General features: G+C 36.1%; 27 protein-coding genes. 26 read left to right on the top strand and 1 reads right to left on the bottom strand.

From position 1 onward, the window contains the following. Nucleotides 1–115: 115 nt before the first annotated feature. The 16 genes from ACTND6_RS03770 to ACTND6_RS03695 all read left to right on the top strand — a co-directional run bounded on the left by ACTND6_RS03770 (nucleotide 116) and on the right by ACTND6_RS03695 (nucleotide 9,593). On the top strand, nucleotides 116–418 hold the full coding sequence (locus tag ACTND6_RS03770) for a prepilin-type N-terminal cleavage/methylation domain-containing protein (protein ID WP_178175536.1): 303 nt from the start codon (nucleotides 116–118) through the stop codon (nucleotides 416–418). Beyond that, nucleotides 369–707: a hypothetical protein gene (locus ACTND6_RS03765; RefSeq protein WP_441022149.1), complete on the top strand. Its 339-nt coding sequence runs from the start codon at nucleotides 369–371 to the stop codon at nucleotides 705–707. Before ACTND6_RS03770 ends, ACTND6_RS03765 begins: the two co-directional genes overlap by 50 nt. Beyond that, a complete protein-coding gene (locus ACTND6_RS03760; RefSeq protein ID WP_441022147.1) occupies nucleotides 694–900 on the top strand; it encodes a hypothetical protein in 207 nt (68 codons plus the stop codon). Before ACTND6_RS03765 ends, ACTND6_RS03760 begins: the two co-directional genes overlap by 14 nt. After that, nucleotides 873–1,265: a hypothetical protein gene (locus ACTND6_RS03755; protein WP_441022145.1), complete on the top strand. Its 393-nt coding sequence runs from the start codon at nucleotides 873–875 to the stop codon at nucleotides 1,263–1,265. Before ACTND6_RS03760 ends, ACTND6_RS03755 begins: the two co-directional genes overlap by 28 nt. Beyond that, complete coding sequence (locus ACTND6_RS03750) at nucleotides 1,234–1,599, top strand: hypothetical protein (RefSeq protein ID WP_441022143.1); 366 nt, start codon at nucleotides 1,234–1,236, stop codon at nucleotides 1,597–1,599. Before ACTND6_RS03755 ends, ACTND6_RS03750 begins: the two co-directional genes overlap by 32 nt. 49 nt (nucleotides 1,600–1,648) lie before the next feature. Continuing rightward, on the top strand, nucleotides 1,649–2,212 hold the full coding sequence (gene efp, locus ACTND6_RS03745; protein WP_178175541.1) for an elongation factor P: 564 nt from the start codon (nucleotides 1,649–1,651) through the stop codon (nucleotides 2,210–2,212). A 63-nt stretch (nucleotides 2,213–2,275) separates the two neighbouring features. Further along, entirely contained in the window at nucleotides 2,276–3,235 is a 960-nt protein-coding gene (locus ACTND6_RS03740) for a hypothetical protein (protein WP_441022141.1), read from the top strand. 98 nt (nucleotides 3,236–3,333) lie between these two features. After that, nucleotides 3,334–3,546, top strand: a complete 213-nt coding sequence (locus ACTND6_RS03735) for a hypothetical protein (protein ID WP_441022139.1) — start codon at nucleotides 3,334–3,336, stop codon at nucleotides 3,544–3,546. 111 nt (nucleotides 3,547–3,657) lie between these two features. Further along, complete coding sequence (locus ACTND6_RS03730) at nucleotides 3,658–4,020, top strand: single-stranded DNA-binding protein (protein WP_178176869.1); 363 nt, start codon at nucleotides 3,658–3,660, stop codon at nucleotides 4,018–4,020. A 43-nt stretch (nucleotides 4,021–4,063) separates the two neighbouring features. Then, the gene (ffh, locus tag ACTND6_RS03725; protein ID WP_441022137.1) at nucleotides 4,064–5,461 is read left to right on the top strand and encodes a signal recognition particle protein; all 1,398 of its coding nucleotides are present in this window, start codon (nucleotides 4,064–4,066) and stop codon (nucleotides 5,459–5,461) included. Between the two features lie 127 nt (nucleotides 5,462–5,588). Next, nucleotides 5,589–5,870, top strand: coding sequence for a 30S ribosomal protein S16 (gene rpsP / locus ACTND6_RS03720; RefSeq protein WP_178176867.1), 282 nt, complete (start codon nucleotides 5,589–5,591; stop codon nucleotides 5,868–5,870). A gap of 2 nt (nucleotides 5,871–5,872) precedes the next feature. Continuing rightward, nucleotides 5,873–6,121 (top strand): KH domain-containing protein, encoded by a 249-nt coding sequence (locus ACTND6_RS03715; protein WP_178176866.1) that lies wholly within the window; start codon nucleotides 5,873–5,875, stop codon nucleotides 6,119–6,121. 43 nt (nucleotides 6,122–6,164) lie between these two features. Then, entirely contained in the window at nucleotides 6,165–6,674 is a 510-nt protein-coding gene (gene rimM, locus ACTND6_RS03710; protein WP_441022134.1) for a ribosome maturation factor RimM, read from the top strand. Further along, nucleotides 6,671–7,399 (top strand): tRNA (guanosine(37)-N1)-methyltransferase TrmD, encoded by a 729-nt coding sequence (gene trmD, locus ACTND6_RS03705; RefSeq protein ID WP_178176658.1) that lies wholly within the window; start codon nucleotides 6,671–6,673, stop codon nucleotides 7,397–7,399. The genes rimM and trmD overlap by 4 nt, the downstream gene beginning before the upstream one ends. A 34-nt stretch (nucleotides 7,400–7,433) precedes the next feature. Beyond that, nucleotides 7,434–8,159, top strand: a complete 726-nt coding sequence (locus ACTND6_RS03700) for a zinc-ribbon domain-containing protein (RefSeq protein WP_441022131.1) — start codon at nucleotides 7,434–7,436, stop codon at nucleotides 8,157–8,159. 99 nt (nucleotides 8,160–8,258) lie between these two features. After that, nucleotides 8,259–9,593, top strand: coding sequence for a pyrimidine-nucleoside phosphorylase (locus tag ACTND6_RS03695; RefSeq protein WP_441022129.1), 1,335 nt, complete (start codon nucleotides 8,259–8,261; stop codon nucleotides 9,591–9,593). A 27-nt stretch (nucleotides 9,594–9,620) separates the two neighbouring features. Here the strand turns inward: ACTND6_RS03695 and ACTND6_RS03690 are convergent, their stop codons facing one another. Further along, nucleotides 9,621–10,094 (bottom strand): hypothetical protein, encoded by a 474-nt coding sequence (locus ACTND6_RS03690; protein ID WP_178176661.1) that lies wholly within the window; start codon nucleotides 10,092–10,094, stop codon nucleotides 9,621–9,623. Nucleotides 10,095–10,175: 81 nt separating this feature from the next. On the opposite strand from ACTND6_RS03690, the gene ACTND6_RS03685 reads away from it, so the two are divergent. The 10 genes from ACTND6_RS03685 to xerA all read left to right on the top strand — a co-directional run bounded on the left by ACTND6_RS03685 (nucleotide 10,176) and on the right by xerA (nucleotide 19,576). Further along, nucleotides 10,176–10,871: a 2-phosphosulfolactate phosphatase gene (locus tag ACTND6_RS03685; protein WP_441022127.1), complete on the top strand. Its 696-nt coding sequence runs from the start codon at nucleotides 10,176–10,178 to the stop codon at nucleotides 10,869–10,871. Beyond that, nucleotides 10,864–11,637 carry an HAD hydrolase family protein gene (locus ACTND6_RS03680; protein WP_441022125.1) on the top strand — a complete coding sequence of 258 codons (774 nt, stop codon included), beginning with the start codon at nucleotides 10,864–10,866 and terminating at the stop codon, nucleotides 11,635–11,637. Before ACTND6_RS03685 ends, ACTND6_RS03680 begins: the two co-directional genes overlap by 8 nt. A 120-nt stretch (nucleotides 11,638–11,757) precedes the next feature. Further along, nucleotides 11,758–12,108 (top strand): 50S ribosomal protein L19, encoded by a 351-nt coding sequence (gene rplS, locus ACTND6_RS03675; protein ID WP_178176664.1) that lies wholly within the window; start codon nucleotides 11,758–11,760, stop codon nucleotides 12,106–12,108. Nucleotides 12,109–12,168: 60 nt separating this feature from the next. Continuing rightward, nucleotides 12,169–12,837 carry a signal peptidase I gene (lepB, locus tag ACTND6_RS03670; protein ID WP_441022122.1) on the top strand — a complete coding sequence of 223 codons (669 nt, stop codon included), beginning with the start codon at nucleotides 12,169–12,171 and terminating at the stop codon, nucleotides 12,835–12,837. A 32-nt stretch (nucleotides 12,838–12,869) separates the two neighbouring features. Beyond that, complete coding sequence (gene ylqF / locus ACTND6_RS03665) at nucleotides 12,870–13,760, top strand: ribosome biogenesis GTPase YlqF (RefSeq protein WP_441022120.1); 891 nt, start codon at nucleotides 12,870–12,872, stop codon at nucleotides 13,758–13,760. Beyond that, nucleotides 13,735–14,355, top strand: coding sequence for a ribonuclease HII (locus tag ACTND6_RS03660; protein ID WP_441022118.1), 621 nt, complete (start codon nucleotides 13,735–13,737; stop codon nucleotides 14,353–14,355). The genes ylqF and ACTND6_RS03660 overlap by 26 nt, the downstream gene beginning before the upstream one ends. A 71-nt stretch (nucleotides 14,356–14,426) precedes the next feature. Further along, nucleotides 14,427–15,173, top strand: coding sequence for a DNA-processing protein DprA (gene dprA / locus ACTND6_RS03655; RefSeq protein WP_441022116.1), 747 nt, complete (start codon nucleotides 14,427–14,429; stop codon nucleotides 15,171–15,173). Nucleotides 15,174–15,239: 66 nt separating this feature from the next. Beyond that, complete coding sequence (gene topA / locus ACTND6_RS03650; protein WP_441022114.1) at nucleotides 15,240–17,357, top strand: type I DNA topoisomerase; 2,118 nt, start codon at nucleotides 15,240–15,242, stop codon at nucleotides 17,355–17,357. Between the two features lie 4 nt (nucleotides 17,358–17,361). After that, nucleotides 17,362–18,660, top strand: coding sequence for a methylenetetrahydrofolate--tRNA-(uracil(54)-C(5))-methyltransferase (FADH(2)-oxidizing) TrmFO (gene trmFO, locus ACTND6_RS03645; RefSeq protein ID WP_441022112.1), 1,299 nt, complete (start codon nucleotides 17,362–17,364; stop codon nucleotides 18,658–18,660). Further along, entirely contained in the window at nucleotides 18,647–19,576 is a 930-nt protein-coding gene (xerA, locus tag ACTND6_RS03640; RefSeq protein ID WP_441022110.1) for a site-specific tyrosine recombinase/integron integrase, read from the top strand. The genes trmFO and xerA overlap by 14 nt, the downstream gene beginning before the upstream one ends. The last annotated feature ends 5 nt before the right edge of the window (nucleotides 19,577–19,581 follow it).

Genomic DNA, 19,581 nt, shown 5'->3' with positions numbered 1-19,581 from the left:
ATAATTCAGCACATTGATGCAAGAAATATCCGTAATCTATTGGCTTATATCAAAATATGTACTTAAAAAATAGCTTATTTAAGCTAAAAAACATTTGACTTATTAGGGAGGATATATGAAAAAGAACAATCAAGGTTTTACATTACTGGAAATGACAATCGTAGTTATTATTATTTCTGTTATTTTCTTGCTTTCTGTTCCATCCATTCAAAAGACACTGTCGGTTGTCAATCATAAAGGATGCAAGGCAATTGAAAAAGTTGCAGATGCGGCAATTCTTGAGTACAAGATGGAATATGATGAGTATCCACAGAGTGTGGATGATTTGATCAATGCGGGTTTATTGAATGAAGCACAGGTGGAATGTGATGGTTCAAAACAATTACAGATTAAAGATGGAGAAGCTTTCATCGAATGAGGGATTTATGCTTGTGGAATGCTGTATTGTTCTTGTGGCAGTTTCCGTCATGACATTACTTGTCATTCCATCCCACGAATTCTCTAAAAATAACAAATACTTATTTCAAAGTGATTATCTATATCATCAATCTACTGCAATCAAAGAAGCAAAGCATATAACATTTCAATGGGATAAAATTGCAGTGATTTTTAATGAGAATGGTAATGTGAACCAGGCAAAAACAGTGGATGTGAATGGAAAAAAGATCGTAATAGAACTGGGAGGTGGAAGACTTGTTGAAAAATGATGGATTTTTTATGAATGATGCTTTGATCAGTGTTCTGATTACATCTTTGATTTCTGTGATTGTTTACAGCTGTATTGTTGTACATGTAAAGATACAGGAAAAGTTGCAGGAAGAAAGTCAAATCATGCAGGATGATTTTGATCGTTTTTTTCAGGAAATAGATCTATGCGAAACAATCGAGGAACCGTATTGATTGATTACCTGTTAACACTTCTGATTATAGTCATGATGATACCTGTCATTATTCTATCAATTTCGACAATATCTCATGCTTTAAAACAGCCATATTGCCTGCAGGATCTTGTCGCAACGTATCAATTGCGTAGAATTCTAGTGCTGTCGTATTCTCCGCATATTGAGGAAGATGCTTTGTATTTTACGTATAAAAAGAAAGAAATGAAACTGTCATTGATCAACGAGAATATCATTCTCACGCCTGGGACACAAATTTTTTATATCGATGTAGATACATGTATGTTTTATGAAGAAAATCATGTAATTTATGTGCAGTATGAAAGGGGAGAAGATGCGTATACAGAAGCGATTGCGAAATACTGATGGATTTGTTTCGACATATTTTCTCTCTATTCTGTTGTATATTGTATCTGTTATCACAGTGATTGCATTGCGTGATAAACAAAATGTGCAGTTTATGATGAATATGAAAGAAGCAAATATGTATCTGCAGCAGGAAATACGCGTCATCAGTGATATCAAGCAGCAGCTTCTTGAAGGAAATCTTGAAGATAATGAAATGTATCAATTGGATGATCATTTTATATATGTCAATATTACATCAGACTATCCAGAAACTTTAGTAATAACACTGGATGAAGATGATGCAACAATTCTTTCCTATACTTCTACAAGAGGGATGTATGTTGACAAATAAGCTTATTTTACTAAAATAAATTACGAAAAAAAGTAAAGGTGGTATACATATGATTCAGTCAACAGAAATTAAACCAGGTCAGTGTTTTATTTGGGAAGGTAATCTTTATCAGTGCCTTGATAAATCATTGAATAAAACAGCGATGGCTAAAATGAAAGTCGCTTTAAAAGTTAAGGATCCAAGAACAGGTGTCGTAAAAGAACTTGGTCTGATTGGTTCTGACCGTGTTGAAGAAGCCAGCATTGATAAAAGAGAAATGCAGTATCTTTATGATGATGGTACTTCATTAGTATTCATGGATACAGAAACATATGATCAGATTGAAATCCCTGAAGAAAGAGTAGAATGGGAAAAGAATTTCTTGAAACCATCCGAAATGATCAACATTCAGGTATTTGACGGCGAAATTTTAGGTGTTATTCTTCCTGATAAAGTATCTTTAAAGATTACAGAATGCGAACAGGCAGTCAAGGGCGATACAGCTACTTCCGCACAGAAGAATGCAGTTGTTGAAACTGGTCTTCAGGTGAAAGTACCTCTATTCATCCAGGAAGGTGAAACAATCGTTGTCAGTACAGCTGATGGCAAATACTGCTCAAGAGCAAAAGACTAATTAAGAAAATGTGCACAAAAGCACATTTTTTATGTGTATAATAGTTGGCGTAGAGGAAAATTTATGAATCGAAAATTACACCTTTTAAATCGAAGAAGAAATAATGTACTGGTAGCTAGACATGTACGCGCTGTATCTTTACGACATGTTCCACATCAGTATGTTTGCGTAAATGTAAAAAAAGAAGTACAGAAAGATGAAAAAATTGAAACACCTGTTGTAGAAAAAGCAAACGAAAAAGTTGAAAAAGCAGATAAGGTTGAAGTTATCAGACAAGTCAAAAAGCAGCCAACTGCAGAAGAAAAGAAAGAACAGAAACGTTTAGAAAAACAGGCAAAGAATCAAAAAGCAAAAGCTAAAAAAGCAAGAAAGTATCAGGAAAAAGAAGATGCTTTGAATCGCTTGATTGATGAGCCTTCAAATAGTCTTTTCTTGATGATGATCAATCCATTATTATGTATGGATCGTGTAGCTGATGTTGATTATGCTACGTTATCTGCAGGTCAAAGATGTGTTTTGAATATTTTGAAGTGGATTGCATTTTCCAGCTGTATTGCAATGGGAATCTCTCATCTTATCAATTTAGAGCCATTTGGATTTGCCAGATTGAACTTTACAGCGACTGCGAATCTTGCATTCAAGATTGCGGCATATGGTTTTATCTTTGAATATCTCATTACATATCTCATCAAGCTTGCTTGTACAAATAAAACAATACTTGTAGATCGTGATCGTATGGTATCTATCTGTACAATTGCAGTACCATTCAAAATTGTTATGTATGTGATCAGTGCTTGTTTGATTGCTTATAATACAATGATTGGCTATGCATTCTTTTTTACAGCTGCATTTGTTTCTATTCTGTTAACTGGCTATGGTCTTAACAAGACTTCCTTGCCGCACAAAAGAGCAATGCTTGCGCTTATTGCTGGTATATTTGTTGCGATGAGTGTATTTGGAATGTATTTTACATTTATTGCAAAAGATATTATCCAGATTTTCATGAATATTTTAAATATCTGATCCATGCATATCATGGATCTTTTTCTTTTTTTGATAAGTTAGTGCAAACTAATTGACTTTTGAATAAAATCAAAGCATCATAAGTATGGGAGGTAGCTATGATCAATATTGTAATTATTTTAGTCATTGCCGTTCTGCTGATTCTAGACGTGAAATATTTAATGGTGCATGGAGTGGATGACTGCAGTGGCAATTGTGGAGATTGCCATGGCAGCTGCGGTTCTTCTTGTAAGTTTACACAAGATATTATGAAAGCAAAAAAATCTATTGAACGAAAAAACAAGTTAAAAAGAATTTTACATCTTTCATAAAAAACTTGTAAATTCGTCGATTTTGAAACAAAAATACGAATATTCATATGCATATTTGCACAAAGTGATGCAAGTATGCTTTTTTTATGATTTGTAAGTCATATAAAAATTATGTTGAATAATAGAAAAAAGAAAGGTTATTTAAAGGTTATGAACAGTTGCGTAGTTGTAGGGAAAATTCTGAAGCCGGTTGGATGGAAAGAAGGTGTATATGAAATCTTATTAGAATGTAATCGTCCGTATTTGATGGAAGATGGAAATTTTAATACTGATGTGTTTTCAATCTATGTGTGGAAAGGATTGGCTGAACAATGTGAAGAAGTCTGCAAGGCAGGAGATTTACTTGCGATTCGAGGAAGACTGGAAGGAAAGTGCAAAATGGAAGGAAAGGAAGAAGAATATCTTTCAAGAATCATTGCGGAGAAAATTACGTTTTTAACAATTAAAGGAAAAGAAAATGGTTTCGTGTATTAAATTGTGATCTCATGCTAAAATAGATGCACGAGAGGTAATAATAATGGCATTTGATTCATTAAGTGAAAAGTTAAATAAAGCGATGCGCAATGTCGCAGGCAAAGGCAAGCTTACGGATGCGAATATGGAAGAAATGCTAAAAGAGGTGAGACTTGCACTTCTTGAAGCAGACGTTAACTATAAAATCGTAAAAGAGTTCCTGGAAGAAATTCGTGAAAAGGCAAGAGGTGAAGAAGTATTAAGTGCAGTTGAACCTGGTCAGCAGCTTGTTAAAATCGTACATGATCAAATCGTTGATCTTTTAGGAAGCAATGATTCTACGATTGCATATAAAGAAGATGGTATGACAATTATCATGCTTGTTGGTTTACAAGGTACAGGTAAAACAACGAGTGTTGCCAAGATTGCTAAAATTGCGAAGGAAAAACAAGGACGCAATCCAATGCTGATTGCTGCAGACGTGATTCGTCCAGCCGCAATTGATCAGTTACAGACACTTGGTAAAGAAATTGATACAGAAGTCTTTACATTAGGTGTAGAAACCAAGGCGTTAGAAACAGTTCGCAAAGGTATCGCATATGCAAAAGAAAAGGGATACGATACAGTCTTTATTGATACTGCCGGTAGATTACATATTGATGAAGAATTGATGAAAGAACTGCAGGATATCAATGCATACGTTCGTCCTGATGAAATCTTATTGACTGTAGATGCTATGACAGGTCAGGATATCGTTAATGTTGCGAAAGCATTCAGCGATGCACTTCCATTAACAGGACTTGTTGTAACGAAGTTTGATGGCGATTCTAGAGGTGGTGGTGTTCTTTCTGTTAAGAAGATCACTGGTGTTCCTGTTAAGTTTGTCGGTGAAGGTGAAAAGATTGAAGATATGGGTATCTTCCATCCTGATCGTATGGCAGACCGTATCTTGGGCATGGGGGACGTTGTTTCTCTTGTAGAAAAAGCACAAGAAAAGCTTGACATGGAAGAAAATGAAAAAATGGCTGAAAGAATGATGAATGGCCAGTTTACAATGGACGACATGTTGAAGCAATTTGAACAGATTCAAAAGCTTGGACCTTTAAGTGGAATCATCAAGATGATTCCTGGTATGAATCAGTATGCTGGAATGATTGATGAGTCTAAGGCAAATGGTGCCATGGCACATACAAAGGCAATCATTCAATCTATGACACCTTATGAAAGAGCACATCCAGAAAAGCTGAGAGGCACAATGAAGAAGAGAATTGCCAGAGGTTCTGGAACAAAAGTAGATGATGTCAATAAACTGATCAATCAATTTAACAAGATGAAGAAAGCAATGGATCAGGTTGGCAGAATGCAGAGAAATGGCAACTTGAATGAAGAGTCTCTTGAAAAGATGATGAATCAGGCACAGGCACAATTAAAGAACAATCCATACGGAAAAAGATTCAAGTAAAATCATGGCAATACAGTGATCTGTATTGCCATTTAGCTTGAAAAATATTTAAACTGTCAAGTAAAAAACCTTGACAGACTATTTTATGTCTTGTATAGTAGTACACGTAATTTAGGAGGAAATAAAAATGGCAGTTAAACTTCGTTTAAAGAGAATGGGCGCTAAGAAGGCACCTAGATACCGTATCGTTGCAGCAGATTCCCGTTTCCCAAGAGACGGTCGTGATATCGAAACTATTGGCTGGATCAACCCTACAACAGAACCTGAAACAGTATTCGTTGATGCTGAAAAGGCTATGAAGTGGTTAAACAATGGTGCTCAGCCATCTGATACAGTTCGTAACATTCTTTCTCGTCAGGGAATCATGAAGCAGTTTCATGAAGAAAAATTAGCTAGAAAGAAGAAGTAATTATGGCTCGTTTCGATGAGGTACTTCTAGATCTTGTTAAACCAATGGTTGAAGACAAAGATAGCTTGGAAGTACGCCAGATGCCATCCAACAACGAAAAAGAAATCGTTTTGTATGTATATGCAAAAAATGATGATATTGCTCGTTTGATTGGTAGAAAAGGCAGTATGGCTGCAGCATTACGTCAAGTAATGTCTGTTGCTTCTCACACTGACAACAAGAAAGTTAGTATCAAGTTTGAACAGATCTAAGAAAGATGGGAATACCATCTTTTCTTTTCAATAGGAGGTAAATATGGAATATATCTGTATCGGTAAAATCGTAAATACACATGGTATCAAAGGGGAATTGAAGATTTCTTCCTATTCCGATTTTGATAGGGAACGTTATCAAAAAGGGAATACGGTTTATGTACGATTTGAAGGAAACTATTTGCCTTTTACTGTAAAGACGTATCGTACACATAAAGGACATGCTTTAGTCAGCTTTGAAAATCATCTGGATATCAATCTTGTTGAAAAATACAAGACATGCGAAGTCTATATTTCTAGAGTGGATCGTAAACCATTGCAGAATGGCAAGTACTATCGTGATGAGATCATTGGCTTAGAAGCATATGATCAAAATCAAACTCTTTTAGGTACAGTGGCATCTATTGAAGAAACATTGGGCGCACAGAATAACATTCGTATCAGAAAAGAAGATGGTTCTTCTTTTCTAGTACCATTTGTTCCTGCGTTTATTCAAAATGTTGATTTAGAAAATCATGCAATCCATATTCAGATGCAGGAGGGATTGCTATGAGAATTACAGTACTGACATTGTTTCCAGAAATGTATGAAAGTTTCCTGTCTACTTCTATTATTGGAAGAGCTTTGAAAAGAGAGCTCGTAACAGTTGATTTTGTACAAATCAGAGATTTCGCCTTGGATAAGTTTAAACATGTCGATGATTCTCCATTTGGTGGAGGCATGGGACAAGTTATGAAATGTCAGCCAGTACTGGATGCTTTGCATTCTGTGAAAACAGAAAACAGCTATTCGATTATGATGTCTCCATTAGGAAAGACATTGACACAGAAGAAATCTAGAGAACTCGCAAAAAAAGACCATTTAATTTTATTGTGTGGTCACTATGAAGGGTTAGATGCAAGAATCAATGACCATTGTGATGAACTGTTATCCATTGGTGACTATGTTTTAACAGGTGGTGAAATTGCATCCATGGTAGTGATGGATTCTGTGATTCGATTACTGGAAGGTTCTATTTCTGAAGGATCTACAGATGATGAATCTTTTGAAAATGGACTATTGGAATATCCGCAATATACGCAGCCAAGAGACTACAATGGTCAAGAAGTACCTGCAGTCTTATTGAGTGGAAACCATGCAAAAATCAAAGAGTGGAGAATTGCAGAATCATTGTTGATGACACAACAGCTCCGTCCTGATCTATATGAAAAACATATTCTTTCTGATGAAGAAAAAAAAGTACTGAAAAAGCTGCAGCAGGGAAAAATTGACTTGTAGTATGATAAAATGAGTTTGATCGAGGTAGAAGTGTATGAAATATTATGATCGAAAGAACACACCATTAAAATGGAACTGGTTTTTGAAAATTACTTTACCATTTCTGTTCATTTCCAGCTTGTTTCATATTGTCTCTGTTTTTCAGCAGCTGTTTGGATTGAAAACAGGAAATTTAAATGATTTTCTTGCCTCTGCAGGATATTCTGTGAATCATATGGGACCTCTATTCTGGCCTGTGATTTTCCATTCTTTAATGAGTTGTCTGAGTGCTGTTATCGTATTCTATGCATGTGTTGGCCTATGGAAATGGAAGGAATATGGACCAAAAGCAGTATGCCTGCGATTTGTTGTAGAATTTATTGAATCATTGATCGTAATGATTTATATGATGAAGAATCCTTCGTATATACTATTTTCCGTCGATACATCTGATGCTTTCTTTCAGAATCTTGCCTATAACATTTGTATTGCGATGTATGTTGCAATGATTATTTACAGCTTTATTCAAGCTGCTTTGAATTTCGTTTATTATCGTAAACGCATGGCATTGTTTGATCTGTACTATGTACAGCCACAAAGTGATACAGCATATTCAACATCACAGAATGTAGAGTCATCTTCAAAAATGGAAGATACGCAGGTTCTTTCAACAGAAATAACAAATGAGCAATTTGAACCATATTACTGTACGGAATGCGGTGAAAAGATAACGGATCCAAATATTACATTCTGTCCAAACTGTGGTAAGAAATTAAAGTAAGCAAGAGCTGACAGTTTTTGCTTTTTATCTTCTTTCTACAGCTTGAAAGTGCTTCTAATTAAGCAGATAATATAACTAGCGAATAGAGGTAACTATAATATGAGATTTGTAGATTTAATTGATAAAAAAGCACATGGAAATTCTTTGACAACGGAAGAAATCCAGCAGATGGTGACTGGTTTTGTGAGTGGTGAAATTCCAGATTATCAAATGTCTAGTATGATGATGGCAATTTTACAAAGAGGTATGACATCCAAAGAAACAGCGGATCTTACAATGAGTATGATGCATTCTGGTGATGTTGTTGATCTTAGCGATTTGCCAGGTATCAAACTCGATAAGCATTCTACAGGTGGTGTAGGTGATACAACAACATTGATTGTTGCTCCACTTGTTGCGGCATGTGGCGGTATAGTTGCGAAAATGAGTGGCAGAGGTCTAGGCCATACTGGTGGGACCTTAGATAAACTAGAATCCATTCCTGGAACAAACATTGAACAGTCTATGGACTCCTTTAAGAAGATCGTACGTGAAAATGGTGTAGCGGTCATTGGACAGACTGGTAATCTTGTACCTGCTGATAAGAAGATGTATGCCTTACGTGATGTTACGGCAACTGTAGGATGTGTTCCTTTGATTGCTTCTTCTATTATGTCTAAGAAGCTTGCAAGTGGTTCTGATGCAATTGTACTGGATGTTAAAACCGGTACAGGTGCATTCATGCATACAAAGGAAGATGCGTTTGAACTGGCAAAAACAATGGTTTCCATTGGTACACATGTTGGTAGAAGCGTGCGTGCACTTGTGACAGATATGAACCAGCCGTTAGGTATGAAGATTGGTAATGCTTTAGAAGTACAGGAAGCAGTCGAAGTATTGAGTGGTGAAATCAATGAGAAGGATCCATTATTTGAAGTATGTATGCTTCTTGGTGAAAATATGCTGATTCTTGGTAATCTTGCAAAGAATGAAGAAGAAGCTAGAAAGATGCTGATTGAAAAGATTCATGATGGCAGTGGTTTGAAGAAGCTGCAGAATATGATTGCTTTAGAAGGTGGAGATGCTTCGTATTTAACAGTTGAAAATATGAAGAAACTCGTATCTGTAAAACAGTATATTGATGTAAAGAGTGAAGCAGATGGATATGTTGTAGGAATGAATGCACAGGCAATTGGAACAGCTGCACAAATGCTAGGAGCTGGTAGAGCAACAAAAGAAGATGTCATTGATTCATCTGTTGGTATGGTCATGAAAGTGAGATGTGGAGATCGAGTAAAGAGTGGCGATACATTATGCACGCTATATGTCAATGATGACAAGAATGTAGAAGATGTTATCAAGATGATGCATGAAGCAATTCATATCGAAAAAGAGCTATGTGAGATTCCACCAATGGTATATGGTGTTGTCACAGAAAAAGCAGTCAATGAATAAAAAACAAGATGGAGAGAAATCTCCATCTTATTCGTTTGTGTAGTAGGAACAGATTTTACGTGCTTCTGCTTCATTGAGGTAGTGAATACCGTTAGCATCTCTTTTTAATATAATTGCGACACCTTTTGCCTTTGAATCACGATTACTTAAAATTGCCAGGGAATCATCATATCTTTCACTTGGCTTTTCGCTCGCATTGTAAATGATACGATATTCACTTCCAAGCTCAGGCAACGATAATTCAATCAGATCTCTTTTTCCATTGTATGAATCATGCATCATTTCACGAATGACTTTGTTTGTTTCATAGAATAATTCATCCATGAAGTATTCAGAAGTGTGCTGAATATCAACTTCTTTTTTTGAATCATCTTTGTAGTATGTTTTCATGATCAATGGACCTTTTACGATCGTTGGTGCATTACTACCATAAAATGCTACGACATATGCGTAGTGGTGTGTGTATGCAAATGGATAATATAACTTTTCACGATTTGACATAAAAAACTCTCTTTGCTTGTAATATACCCCTAAAACAAGGGCCTTGCAAGAGGTATAATACGTTTGAAGGGGAAAAAATTCATGGAGATTGAAATATTACAGTTAAAGGAAGGAGCCAAAAAAGCAACAGGTACAACAATCATTATTGATGTATTTCGTGCTTTTTCTTTAGAAGCATATTTATTTGCACAGGGTTGTAAAGAAGTTAGAGCTGTCTATGATAAGGAACAGGCTTATACATTTAAGAAGGAACATCCAGAATATATTCTGATTGGCGAAAGACAAGGAAAGATACTTCCAGGATTTGATTATGGCAATGCACCTAGCAGTATTACTGGAAAAGATTTCAGTGATAAAACAGTGATTCATACTACAACAAATGGTACGCTTGGCATTCAGAATGCGTCACATGCTACGGATATCTATGTTGCTTCTTTAGTAAATGCAAAAGCAACAGTTGAAGTTATCAAATCTCATCATCCAGAACATGTCAGTATTGTATGTATGGGATGGGAAGAAAGAGAGACAGAAGAAGACACACTTTGTGCACAATACATGCGTCATTTATTTCTCGGTGAAGATGTGAAAGATATTCAAAAGCAAGCGAATGCTCTTCGTTATAGTGAAGGAAAGAAATTCTTTGATCCATTGCAGCAGGATGTATTTCCAAAAGAAGATTTTGCATTATGTACAGATGTAGATCATTTTGACTTTGCGATACATGCGGAAATGCATGGACGTATTGCATATAACAGAAAGGAATATTTACATGCATAAAAAATATTTTTTCTTTGATATTGATGGAACATTAACAGATAACAAAACACACAAGATCGTCCCAAGTGCAAAAAGAACACTAGATCAGTTAAAAGCGAATGGACATTTTGTATCTATCGCAACAGGCAGAGCACATTATAAAGCCATTTCCTTTACAGATAAAATTGATATTCATAATATTGTCTGCAATGGTGGCGGGTGTATTGTTATTGATGATCAGGTAGTTGATTTGCAGCCGATTCCATTAAAAGAATCCATTCATATATTAGAACAGGCAGATCAAAATCACGTTGGATGGCTGTTAGCTTTAAATGATGATGATTCTGTCATTATGAAAGATTATCGTTTTTTAGAAACTGCAGGACGCAGAAAAGAATTAACGACATATCTGTATGATCCATCATTGGATTATCATACATTGCCATCCATCATGAAAATGTATCTTGCATATACAAAAGAAGATGAAAAGAACTATCCATGGATCAACGAAGTAGGCAGACTGCGCATGTTTGATGAATATGTCATCTATCAGTATGATGCAAAAAAAGATGGCATTTTAAGAATGATGGAATATCTACAGGCACCGATTGAAGATGTTGTTGTATTTGGCGATGATACAAATGATCTTGTCATGTTTGATCCTTGCTGGACATCTATTGCGATGGGAAATGGAAAAGAAGAACTGAAGAAGAAAGCAACATATGTTACGGATACGAATGCAAATGATGGTATCGAAAAGGCTTGCAGACACTTTGGGTGGATATGATATTGACTATTTCATATAGTTTATGATATTATCTTGTGGCGTTTAATAGCGCATCACTGTTCCGCTGGCAAAAATAAGCTAAGAGCTGCTGATCATTCGTATATATAAGGAGAAAAGAAAATGGATTTAAGTTTAGTTGACAAGATTACTAAGAATCAGTTACGTAACGATATCCCAGAATTCAAGTCTGGTGATACAGTAAAGGTTCACGTACGTATCAAGGAAGGTAACAAGACACGTATTCAGATTTTCGAAGGTGTTGTTGTTGATCGTTCTAATGGCGGTATTGGTGCTACATTCACAGTTCGTAAGATTTCTAGTGGTGTAGGTGTACAGAGAACATTCCCAGTACATTCTCCAATCCTCGAAAAGATCGAAGTTGTTCGTTATGGTAAGGTTAGAAGAGCTAATCTTTCATACCTCAAGGGTAGATCTGCTAAGGACGCACGTATCAAGGAAGATCGTCGATAAGATCCATCATAGAGAAAGCATTATGCTTTCTCTATTTTTTTGATGTATAATGATTGCGTTATGGAAAATAAAGAGAAACAACAGTTTAGTGAAACACAGGTATTTGAAAGATTGACAAATCCTGAAGTTGAAGAAAAAAAGAAAAATGTAGAAGAAAAGAGAAAGAAATCTGTGAAAAAAGAAGAACATGAAGAATCGGCAACAGATGAAGTATTTTCTTTTATCAAGGATCTTGCAATATGTATGGTGATTGTTTTTGTGATTACCAACTTTGTCATTCGCCCTGTACAGGTAAAAGGAAACTCTATGTATCCTACATTAGAAGATGAATCGATTGGAGTATCGAATACACTTGGCTATCAATTGTCACCACTCAAACGTTTTGATATCGTTGTTATCTATGTTCCAGAAAAGAATGAATACTTAGTCAAGCGTGTCATTGGCCTGCCTGGAGAAACGGTATCCTATGCAAATGGACAGCTATATATCAATGGAGAAAGTGTTGATGAAGATTTCTTATCGCAAGAATATGTAGAATCTTATGGATCTGGATGGATGCCAGATGTCAATGAGATTACATTAGGTGAGGATGAATATTATTGTCTTGGTGATAATCGTCCACATTCTTCAGACTCAAGATACTATGGACCATTCAAAAAAGAAAATATTCGATCAAAAGGTATTTTCATTGCATGGCCATTAAGTGATTTTGGTGTTGAAACATGGTAATATATGCTCTTGGTTTAAACCAGGAGCACTTTTTGAAAAAAGAGAAAGGAAAACAGATGGTAAAAGTACAATGGTATCCAGGCCACATGGAAAAAGCAAAACGTGGCATGTTAGAAAAATTAAAAGCAGTTGATATGATCATTGAATTACGTGATGCAAGAATGCCTGAATCCAGTAGAAATCCAATGTTAATACAAATGGCAAATCAAAAGCCAAGATTAATCGTTCTATCAAAAATGGATCAGGCAGATCCTGTACAGACAGAACTCTGGCTAAAGAAACTGCAGAGTGAAAATGTATCTTGTATTGCGGTAGATTTAATGAGAGATCCGGGATGCGGGAAAAAGATTATCCAGGCATCTTTAAATGTCATGAAGGAAAAAAGAGACAGGCAAAGAGCAAAAGGAATCAATCCACGCGCAGTACGTGCAATGGCTGCAGGAATCCCTAATGTTGGCAAATCTACAATGATTAATCGCATTGCGGGAAAAAATACGCTAAAAGCTGCAGATAAACCAGGTGTAACGCGTTCTTTGACTTGGCTGCATGCAGATAAGGAATTGGATCTGTTAGATACACCAGGTGTATTATGGCCTAAATTTGAAGATGAAAAGACAGGATCAATTCTTGCGGCTTTAGGTTCTATCAATGATGATATTCTCGATAAGAAAATGATTGCGATGGATGCCATTCATATCATTCAGGATCTGTATCCTGGTTTATTAGAAGACTACTATGAAAGTGGAGAAGTCAATCCTAATGGAATGTTAAAGGCAATTGCGGAAAAAAGACATTTCAAACTCAGTGATGATGTATTAGATACAAAGCGTGCTGCAGAAGCATTCTTGACAGATCTTAGACATGGAAAATATGGCAGATTGACATTGGAGCATGTAAATGAAGAAACAAGTGAAGATATGTGAAAATCTGTATGAACATCAATACTGGAATGAAGGAAAACTTGTTGTTGGGATTGATGAAGCAGGCAGAGGTCCATTAGCTGGACCATTGTCTGTTGCTGGTGTTATATTTCCAGCAGGATATGAGAATCCTGCGATTTATGATTCCAAGGCATTGAGTGAAAAGAAAAGAGATGCTTTATTTGAAATCATTAAGGAAGATGCTTTGTGGTTTGAAATTATTGAAGTATCAGTGGAAGATATTGATCATTATAATATTTTAGAAGCAGACCGCAGGGCAATGTCAGAAATCGCAATGGATTCTTTCGCAGATATTGTTTTAAGTGATGCGATGAAAATGCATATTGAAAAGCCTGTGATTGATCTAATCAAAGGGGATCAGAAATCTATTTCTATCGCTGCCGCAAGTATTTTAGCGAAAGTAACAAGAGATCGTATCATGAAAGAATATGATGTTCTATATCCAGAATATGGATTTAAGAATAATAAGGGCTATGGTACAAAACAGCATATGGATGCAATTCACACATATGGAATTACACCAATTCATAGAAGAAGTTTTGCACCTGTCAGCATTTATCAACAATCGTTATTTTAAAAGAAACTTCTTTTTTGAAGTTTTTTTGTGGAATTGTATCAAAATTCGTGAATATCATTGTAGAGGTATTTATGAATCAAAGAGAACGATTGATACAGCTCAGTATTTTCTACAATGGAAACTGGTCAAAGATTGCAAAAGGCATCGCAACAAATGAAATAGTACCCCATCTTCCTTTAAAAAGTCCATGCATTACAATTTATGATGCAGTTTATCCAGATTGTTTAAAACGATTGCGTTATCCACCATGGGTACTGTATTATCAAGGCGATATTTCACTGCTAGAGAAAAAATGTATGACAATTGTTGGCAGCAGAGAACTGACAGACTATGGAAAAAGGGTAACAGAAGTGGCTTCTTCTATCTTATCGAGAAAGTATGTGATTGTTTCAGGACTTGCAAAAGGGGCAGATGCTGCTGCGCATCGAACAGCAATTCTATGTGGTGCTAAAACAATTGGAGTGATTGCTTCTGGCTTAAAGATACAGTATCCTTCCTGTAATGCAGATTTATACAAGATAATGCAGAAAGAACATCTCATCTTAAGTGAATATCCATATGATACAGGTATACAGAAACATTACTTTGCATGGAGAAATCGTATCCTCGCTGCTTTAGGGGAAGCATGTATTGTAACAAGTGCAAAAGTTAAAAGTGGAACAATGCTGACTGTCAATGAAGCAATCAATCTTTCAAAAGACGTGTGGTGTTTTCCATATCCTTTTGAGAGTGAAGAAGGAAAAGGATGCAATAAACTAGTGCAGGAAGGTGCATTTTTGTTGTATGATACAAAACAATTATTCGATTTCGTCAGTTGAAATTCGGAAATATTTGTTTTATTGTGTTATCTGTTATTTAAATATTATGCGAAATGGAGGACGGAAATGAAAAATTTAGTCATTGTGGAATCACCATCAAAATCCAAAACAATTGGTAAATATCTTGGGGAAGGCTATACTGTCGTTTCATCCAAGGGACATATTAGAGATCTTGCAATCAAAGGAAAGGATGGTCTAGGAGTAGACGTTGATAATAACTTTGAAGCAACATATCAAATCTCTAAAGATAAAAAAGAAACAGTCAAAGAACTAAAGAAGCTTGCAGGTGAATCTGATTATGTATATCTTGCAACCGACCCGGACCGTGAAGGAGAAGCAATCAGCTGGCATTTAGCACAGGAGCTTGGTTTAGATGAAAGTCTTGTTGATCGTGTTACGTTCCATGAAATTACAAAAAACGCTGTCAAGGAAGCTTTCCAGCAGCCTCGTACAATTGATATGAATCTTGTGCATTCTCAAGAAACACGTCGTATTCTAGATCGTGTCATTGGTTTTAAACTCTCAAAGCTGTTAAACAATAAAATCAAATCAAAGTCAGCAGGTCGTGTACAATCTGTTGCTTTGAAGTTAATTGTTGAAAAAGAAAAGGAAATTAAAGCATTTATTCCTGAAGAATACTGGGAAGTGGAAGCAGAATTTAAAAAGAAGAACAAGAAATTTACTGCTAGACTTGCAAAGGTAGATGGCAAGAAGGCATCTTTAAAGAATGAAGAAGATGCAATGCGTGTCATTGAAGGAACAAAAGGTGCGTTTACAGTTTCTAATATCAAAACAACAAAAACAAAGGGAAAAGCACCATTACCATTCATTACATCTACACTGCAGCAGGAAGCTAGTACAAAGCTTGGCTTCTCTGCACGTAGAACAATGTCAATTGCACAGATTCTTTATGAAGGAATTGATGTTGGAAATGGTTCCGAAGGTTTGATTACGTACATGCGTACAGACTCTACAAGACTTTCGAATCTATATACGAGCGGTGCAAGAGATTTTATTGAAAAGGAATATGGAAAAGAATATCTTGGAAGCTATCACGCACATAATGATGATGGTGCCCAGGATGCGCATGAAGCAATTCGACCAACAAATATTGCATATACACCTGAATCCATTAAATCTCATTTAACAAATGAACAATACAAGCTATACAAGTTTATTTACTATAGAGCATTAGCTTCACAGATGGCACCAAGTGCATTTGAAAAGGTAACAGTTACATTATCACAGAATGCATTTGATTTTACTGCCAATGGAAGCGTATTGGCGTTTGATGGTTATTTAAAAGCATATGGTGATTATTCCAGCAACAAAGATACAATTCTTCCATCTATGGAAGAAGGCGAAACAATGGACGCCCAATCCGTTACACCATCCCAGCACTTTACAGAACCACCAAAACGCTATACAGAAGCAACTTTGATCAAGAAGCTGGAAGAAGATGGCATTGGAAGACCATCAACATATGCAATGATCATTGATACAATTCAACAAAGAGGCTATGTAACATTAGCTCCAGTTGCGGAAAAGAGCCGTACAAAATTCTTTACGCCAACAGAACAGGGAGAATTGACAACAGAAAAACTGGATCAGTATTTCTCTTCTATCATCAATGTTTCCTATACAAAGGATATGGAAACAGAACTGGATGAAATTGCGGAAGGAAAGCGTGAAGAAGTTCCAACACTTCGATCTTTCTATGACAAGTTTACACCATTATTAGAAGTGGCCTATGACAAAATGGAGAAGATAGCTCCGGAAAAAGTAGGAGAAATCTGTCCTGAATGTGGTGGAGAACTCGTTTATCGTAATTCTCGCTATGGTAAATTTATTTCCTGTTCCAATTTTCCACAGTGCAAATATACAAGAAGCTTAGAAAACAAGGAAAAGGAAAAACCAGAACCAACAGGGAAGATGTGTCCGGAGTGTGGAAGTGAATTATTAAAGAGAAAGTCTCGTTTTGGTACATATTTCTTAGGATGTTCTGCATTCCCTAAATGTCGTTATATGGAAAATCTGGAAGGTGAAAGAATCGTATCCAAGAAAGATAAAGAAAAATCATCTTCCACAAAAAAGACAACAAAGAAAACCGCTGCGAAAAAGTCAGCCGCAAAGAAAACAACAGCGAAAAAGACTACAGCGAAAAAACAACAAAGAAGAAGGTAAGTGAATGAAAGAAGCAATCGTAGTAGGTGCAGGACTTGCGGGATGTGAAGCTGCATATCAGTTAGCAAAGCGTGGCATTCATGTCAAACTATATGAAATGAAGCCACATAAAAAATCTGAAGCACATCATATGGATACATTTGCAGAACTTGTATGTTCGAACTCATTACGTTCTGATGCTACAAGCAATGCTGTAGGATTATTAAAAGAAGAAATGAGAACGATTGGTTCTTTGATTATGGAAGTTGCAGATGAAACTGCAGTTCCTGCAGGATCTGCATTAGCAGTTGATCGTACATTATTTTCAAAGAAAATTACAGAACGTATCCAACAGCATCCAGATATTGAAATTATTGATGAAGAAGTGAATCATATTCCATCTTCTCCATGTGTGATTGCTACAGGACCTTTATCTTCTGATGCAATGGTGAAAGCAATTGGAACGATTATTGATAACAAATACTGTTATTTCTATGATGCAGCTGCTCCAATTGTATCATTTGACAGTATTGATATGAACATTGCGTATAAGAAGAGCAGATATGACAAGGGCAGTGCTGACTATATCAACTGTCCTATGGATGTAGATCAGTTCAATGCATTCTATGATGCATTAATTACAGCAGAAGTTGCTGAGGTTCATGGTTTTGAAAATGAAAAAGTATTTGAAGGATGCATGCCATTTGAAGTAATGGCAAAGCGTGGCAGAAATACATTGTTATTTGGTCCTATGAAACCAGTGGGTCTAGAAACACCAGATGGAAAGCGTCCATATGCAATTGTACAGCTGCGTCAGGATAATGTAGAAGCATCCTTGTATAACATCGTAGGATTTCAGACGCATTTAAAATGGCCTGAACAGAAGCGTATCATTCGTATGATTCCAGGGCTGGAAAATGCTGAAATCGTTCGTTATGGTGTCATGCACAGAAATACATATATCAACTCTCCCATTGCATTAGAAGAATCCTATGCATTCAAGGGAAAAAATGATTTATTCTTTGCTGGACAAATGACAGGTGTTGAAGGATATGTAGAATCCAGTGCTTCTGGTATGCTTGCAGGTATCAATTTGGCACATGTACTCAATGGTGAAGAAGTATGCCTGCCAGGCAATCAGACTGTCATTGGTTCTATGTCTTACTATATTACACATGCAGATTCTAGAAACTTCCAGCCAATGAATGCAAACTTTGGTATTGTTCATTTAGATGCTGCAGTAAAGAAAAAAGACCGCAAGAATGCATATGCACCGCAATCTTTAGAAATCATCAGAAAGCTCAAGGAAGATGGAAGACTTTGAGAAATCATTAGAATCTTTCCTGCATCATATCGCTTTAAGCAGAACAGGTTCCCAAGATACGCAGGATGCCTATCATAGAGATGTAGAAAGATTTCTAACCTATCTTCAAGACAAAGATATTCATTCATTTGAAGATGTGAAGAAAGAAGATATTGCTGACTATATTACACAATTGAGAAGTGGTGAATTTACAGGTAATAAATTATCTAATGCATCGTATGCAAGGAATTTGTCTTCTTTAAAAAGTTTTTATCGATATTTGAATCGACAGGAAGGTATCCAGAATAATCCCATTCTATTATTCCATTCCGTTACAAATAAAAGAAAACTGCCAGAGTATTTAACATTTGATCAGATGGAAACATTACTGGATCATTTTGATCTTACAGATCCGATTGCTCTAAGAGATCGCAGTATGATTGAAGTGATGTATGCCTGTGGTTTGCGTGTTTCTGAATGTGCTGGATTAAAAGTAAAAGATATCAATCTGAAAGAAAGATATCTTACAGTACTTGGAAAAGAAAGCAAAGAAAGAATGGTTCCATTCTATCCGCGCTGTGCTTCTCTTTTAGAACACTATATACAAGTCATTCGACCAATGCTTCTAAAAAAACAAGAAGATCATGGAATCTTGTTTGTGAATCAAAGAGGATTTCCGATTACTTCTAGAAGTATTCAGAATATCTGTGAAAAGGCCGGAAGAGATGCTGGCATATCCATGCATATTCATCCACATATGATTCGTCATTCATTCGCAACCCATTTGCTGGATAATGGAGCAGATCTTAGAGTTGTTCAGGAACTGCTTGGTCATGAGAATCTGCAGACAACACAGATCTATACACATGTATCTCAAGACCGTTTAGCGAATGTTGTAGAAAAAGCACATCCAAATTCTAAAACGAATCATAAATAATCTTT

The organism is Bulleidia sp. HCP3S3_C9 (genome assembly GCF_052064035.1).
Lineage (GTDB): Bacteria > Bacillota_I > Bacilli_A > Erysipelotrichales > Erysipelotrichaceae > Bulleidia.
Note: the sequence above shows the minus strand (reverse complement) of the source record. Positions and strands in the feature narration are given on the sequence as shown.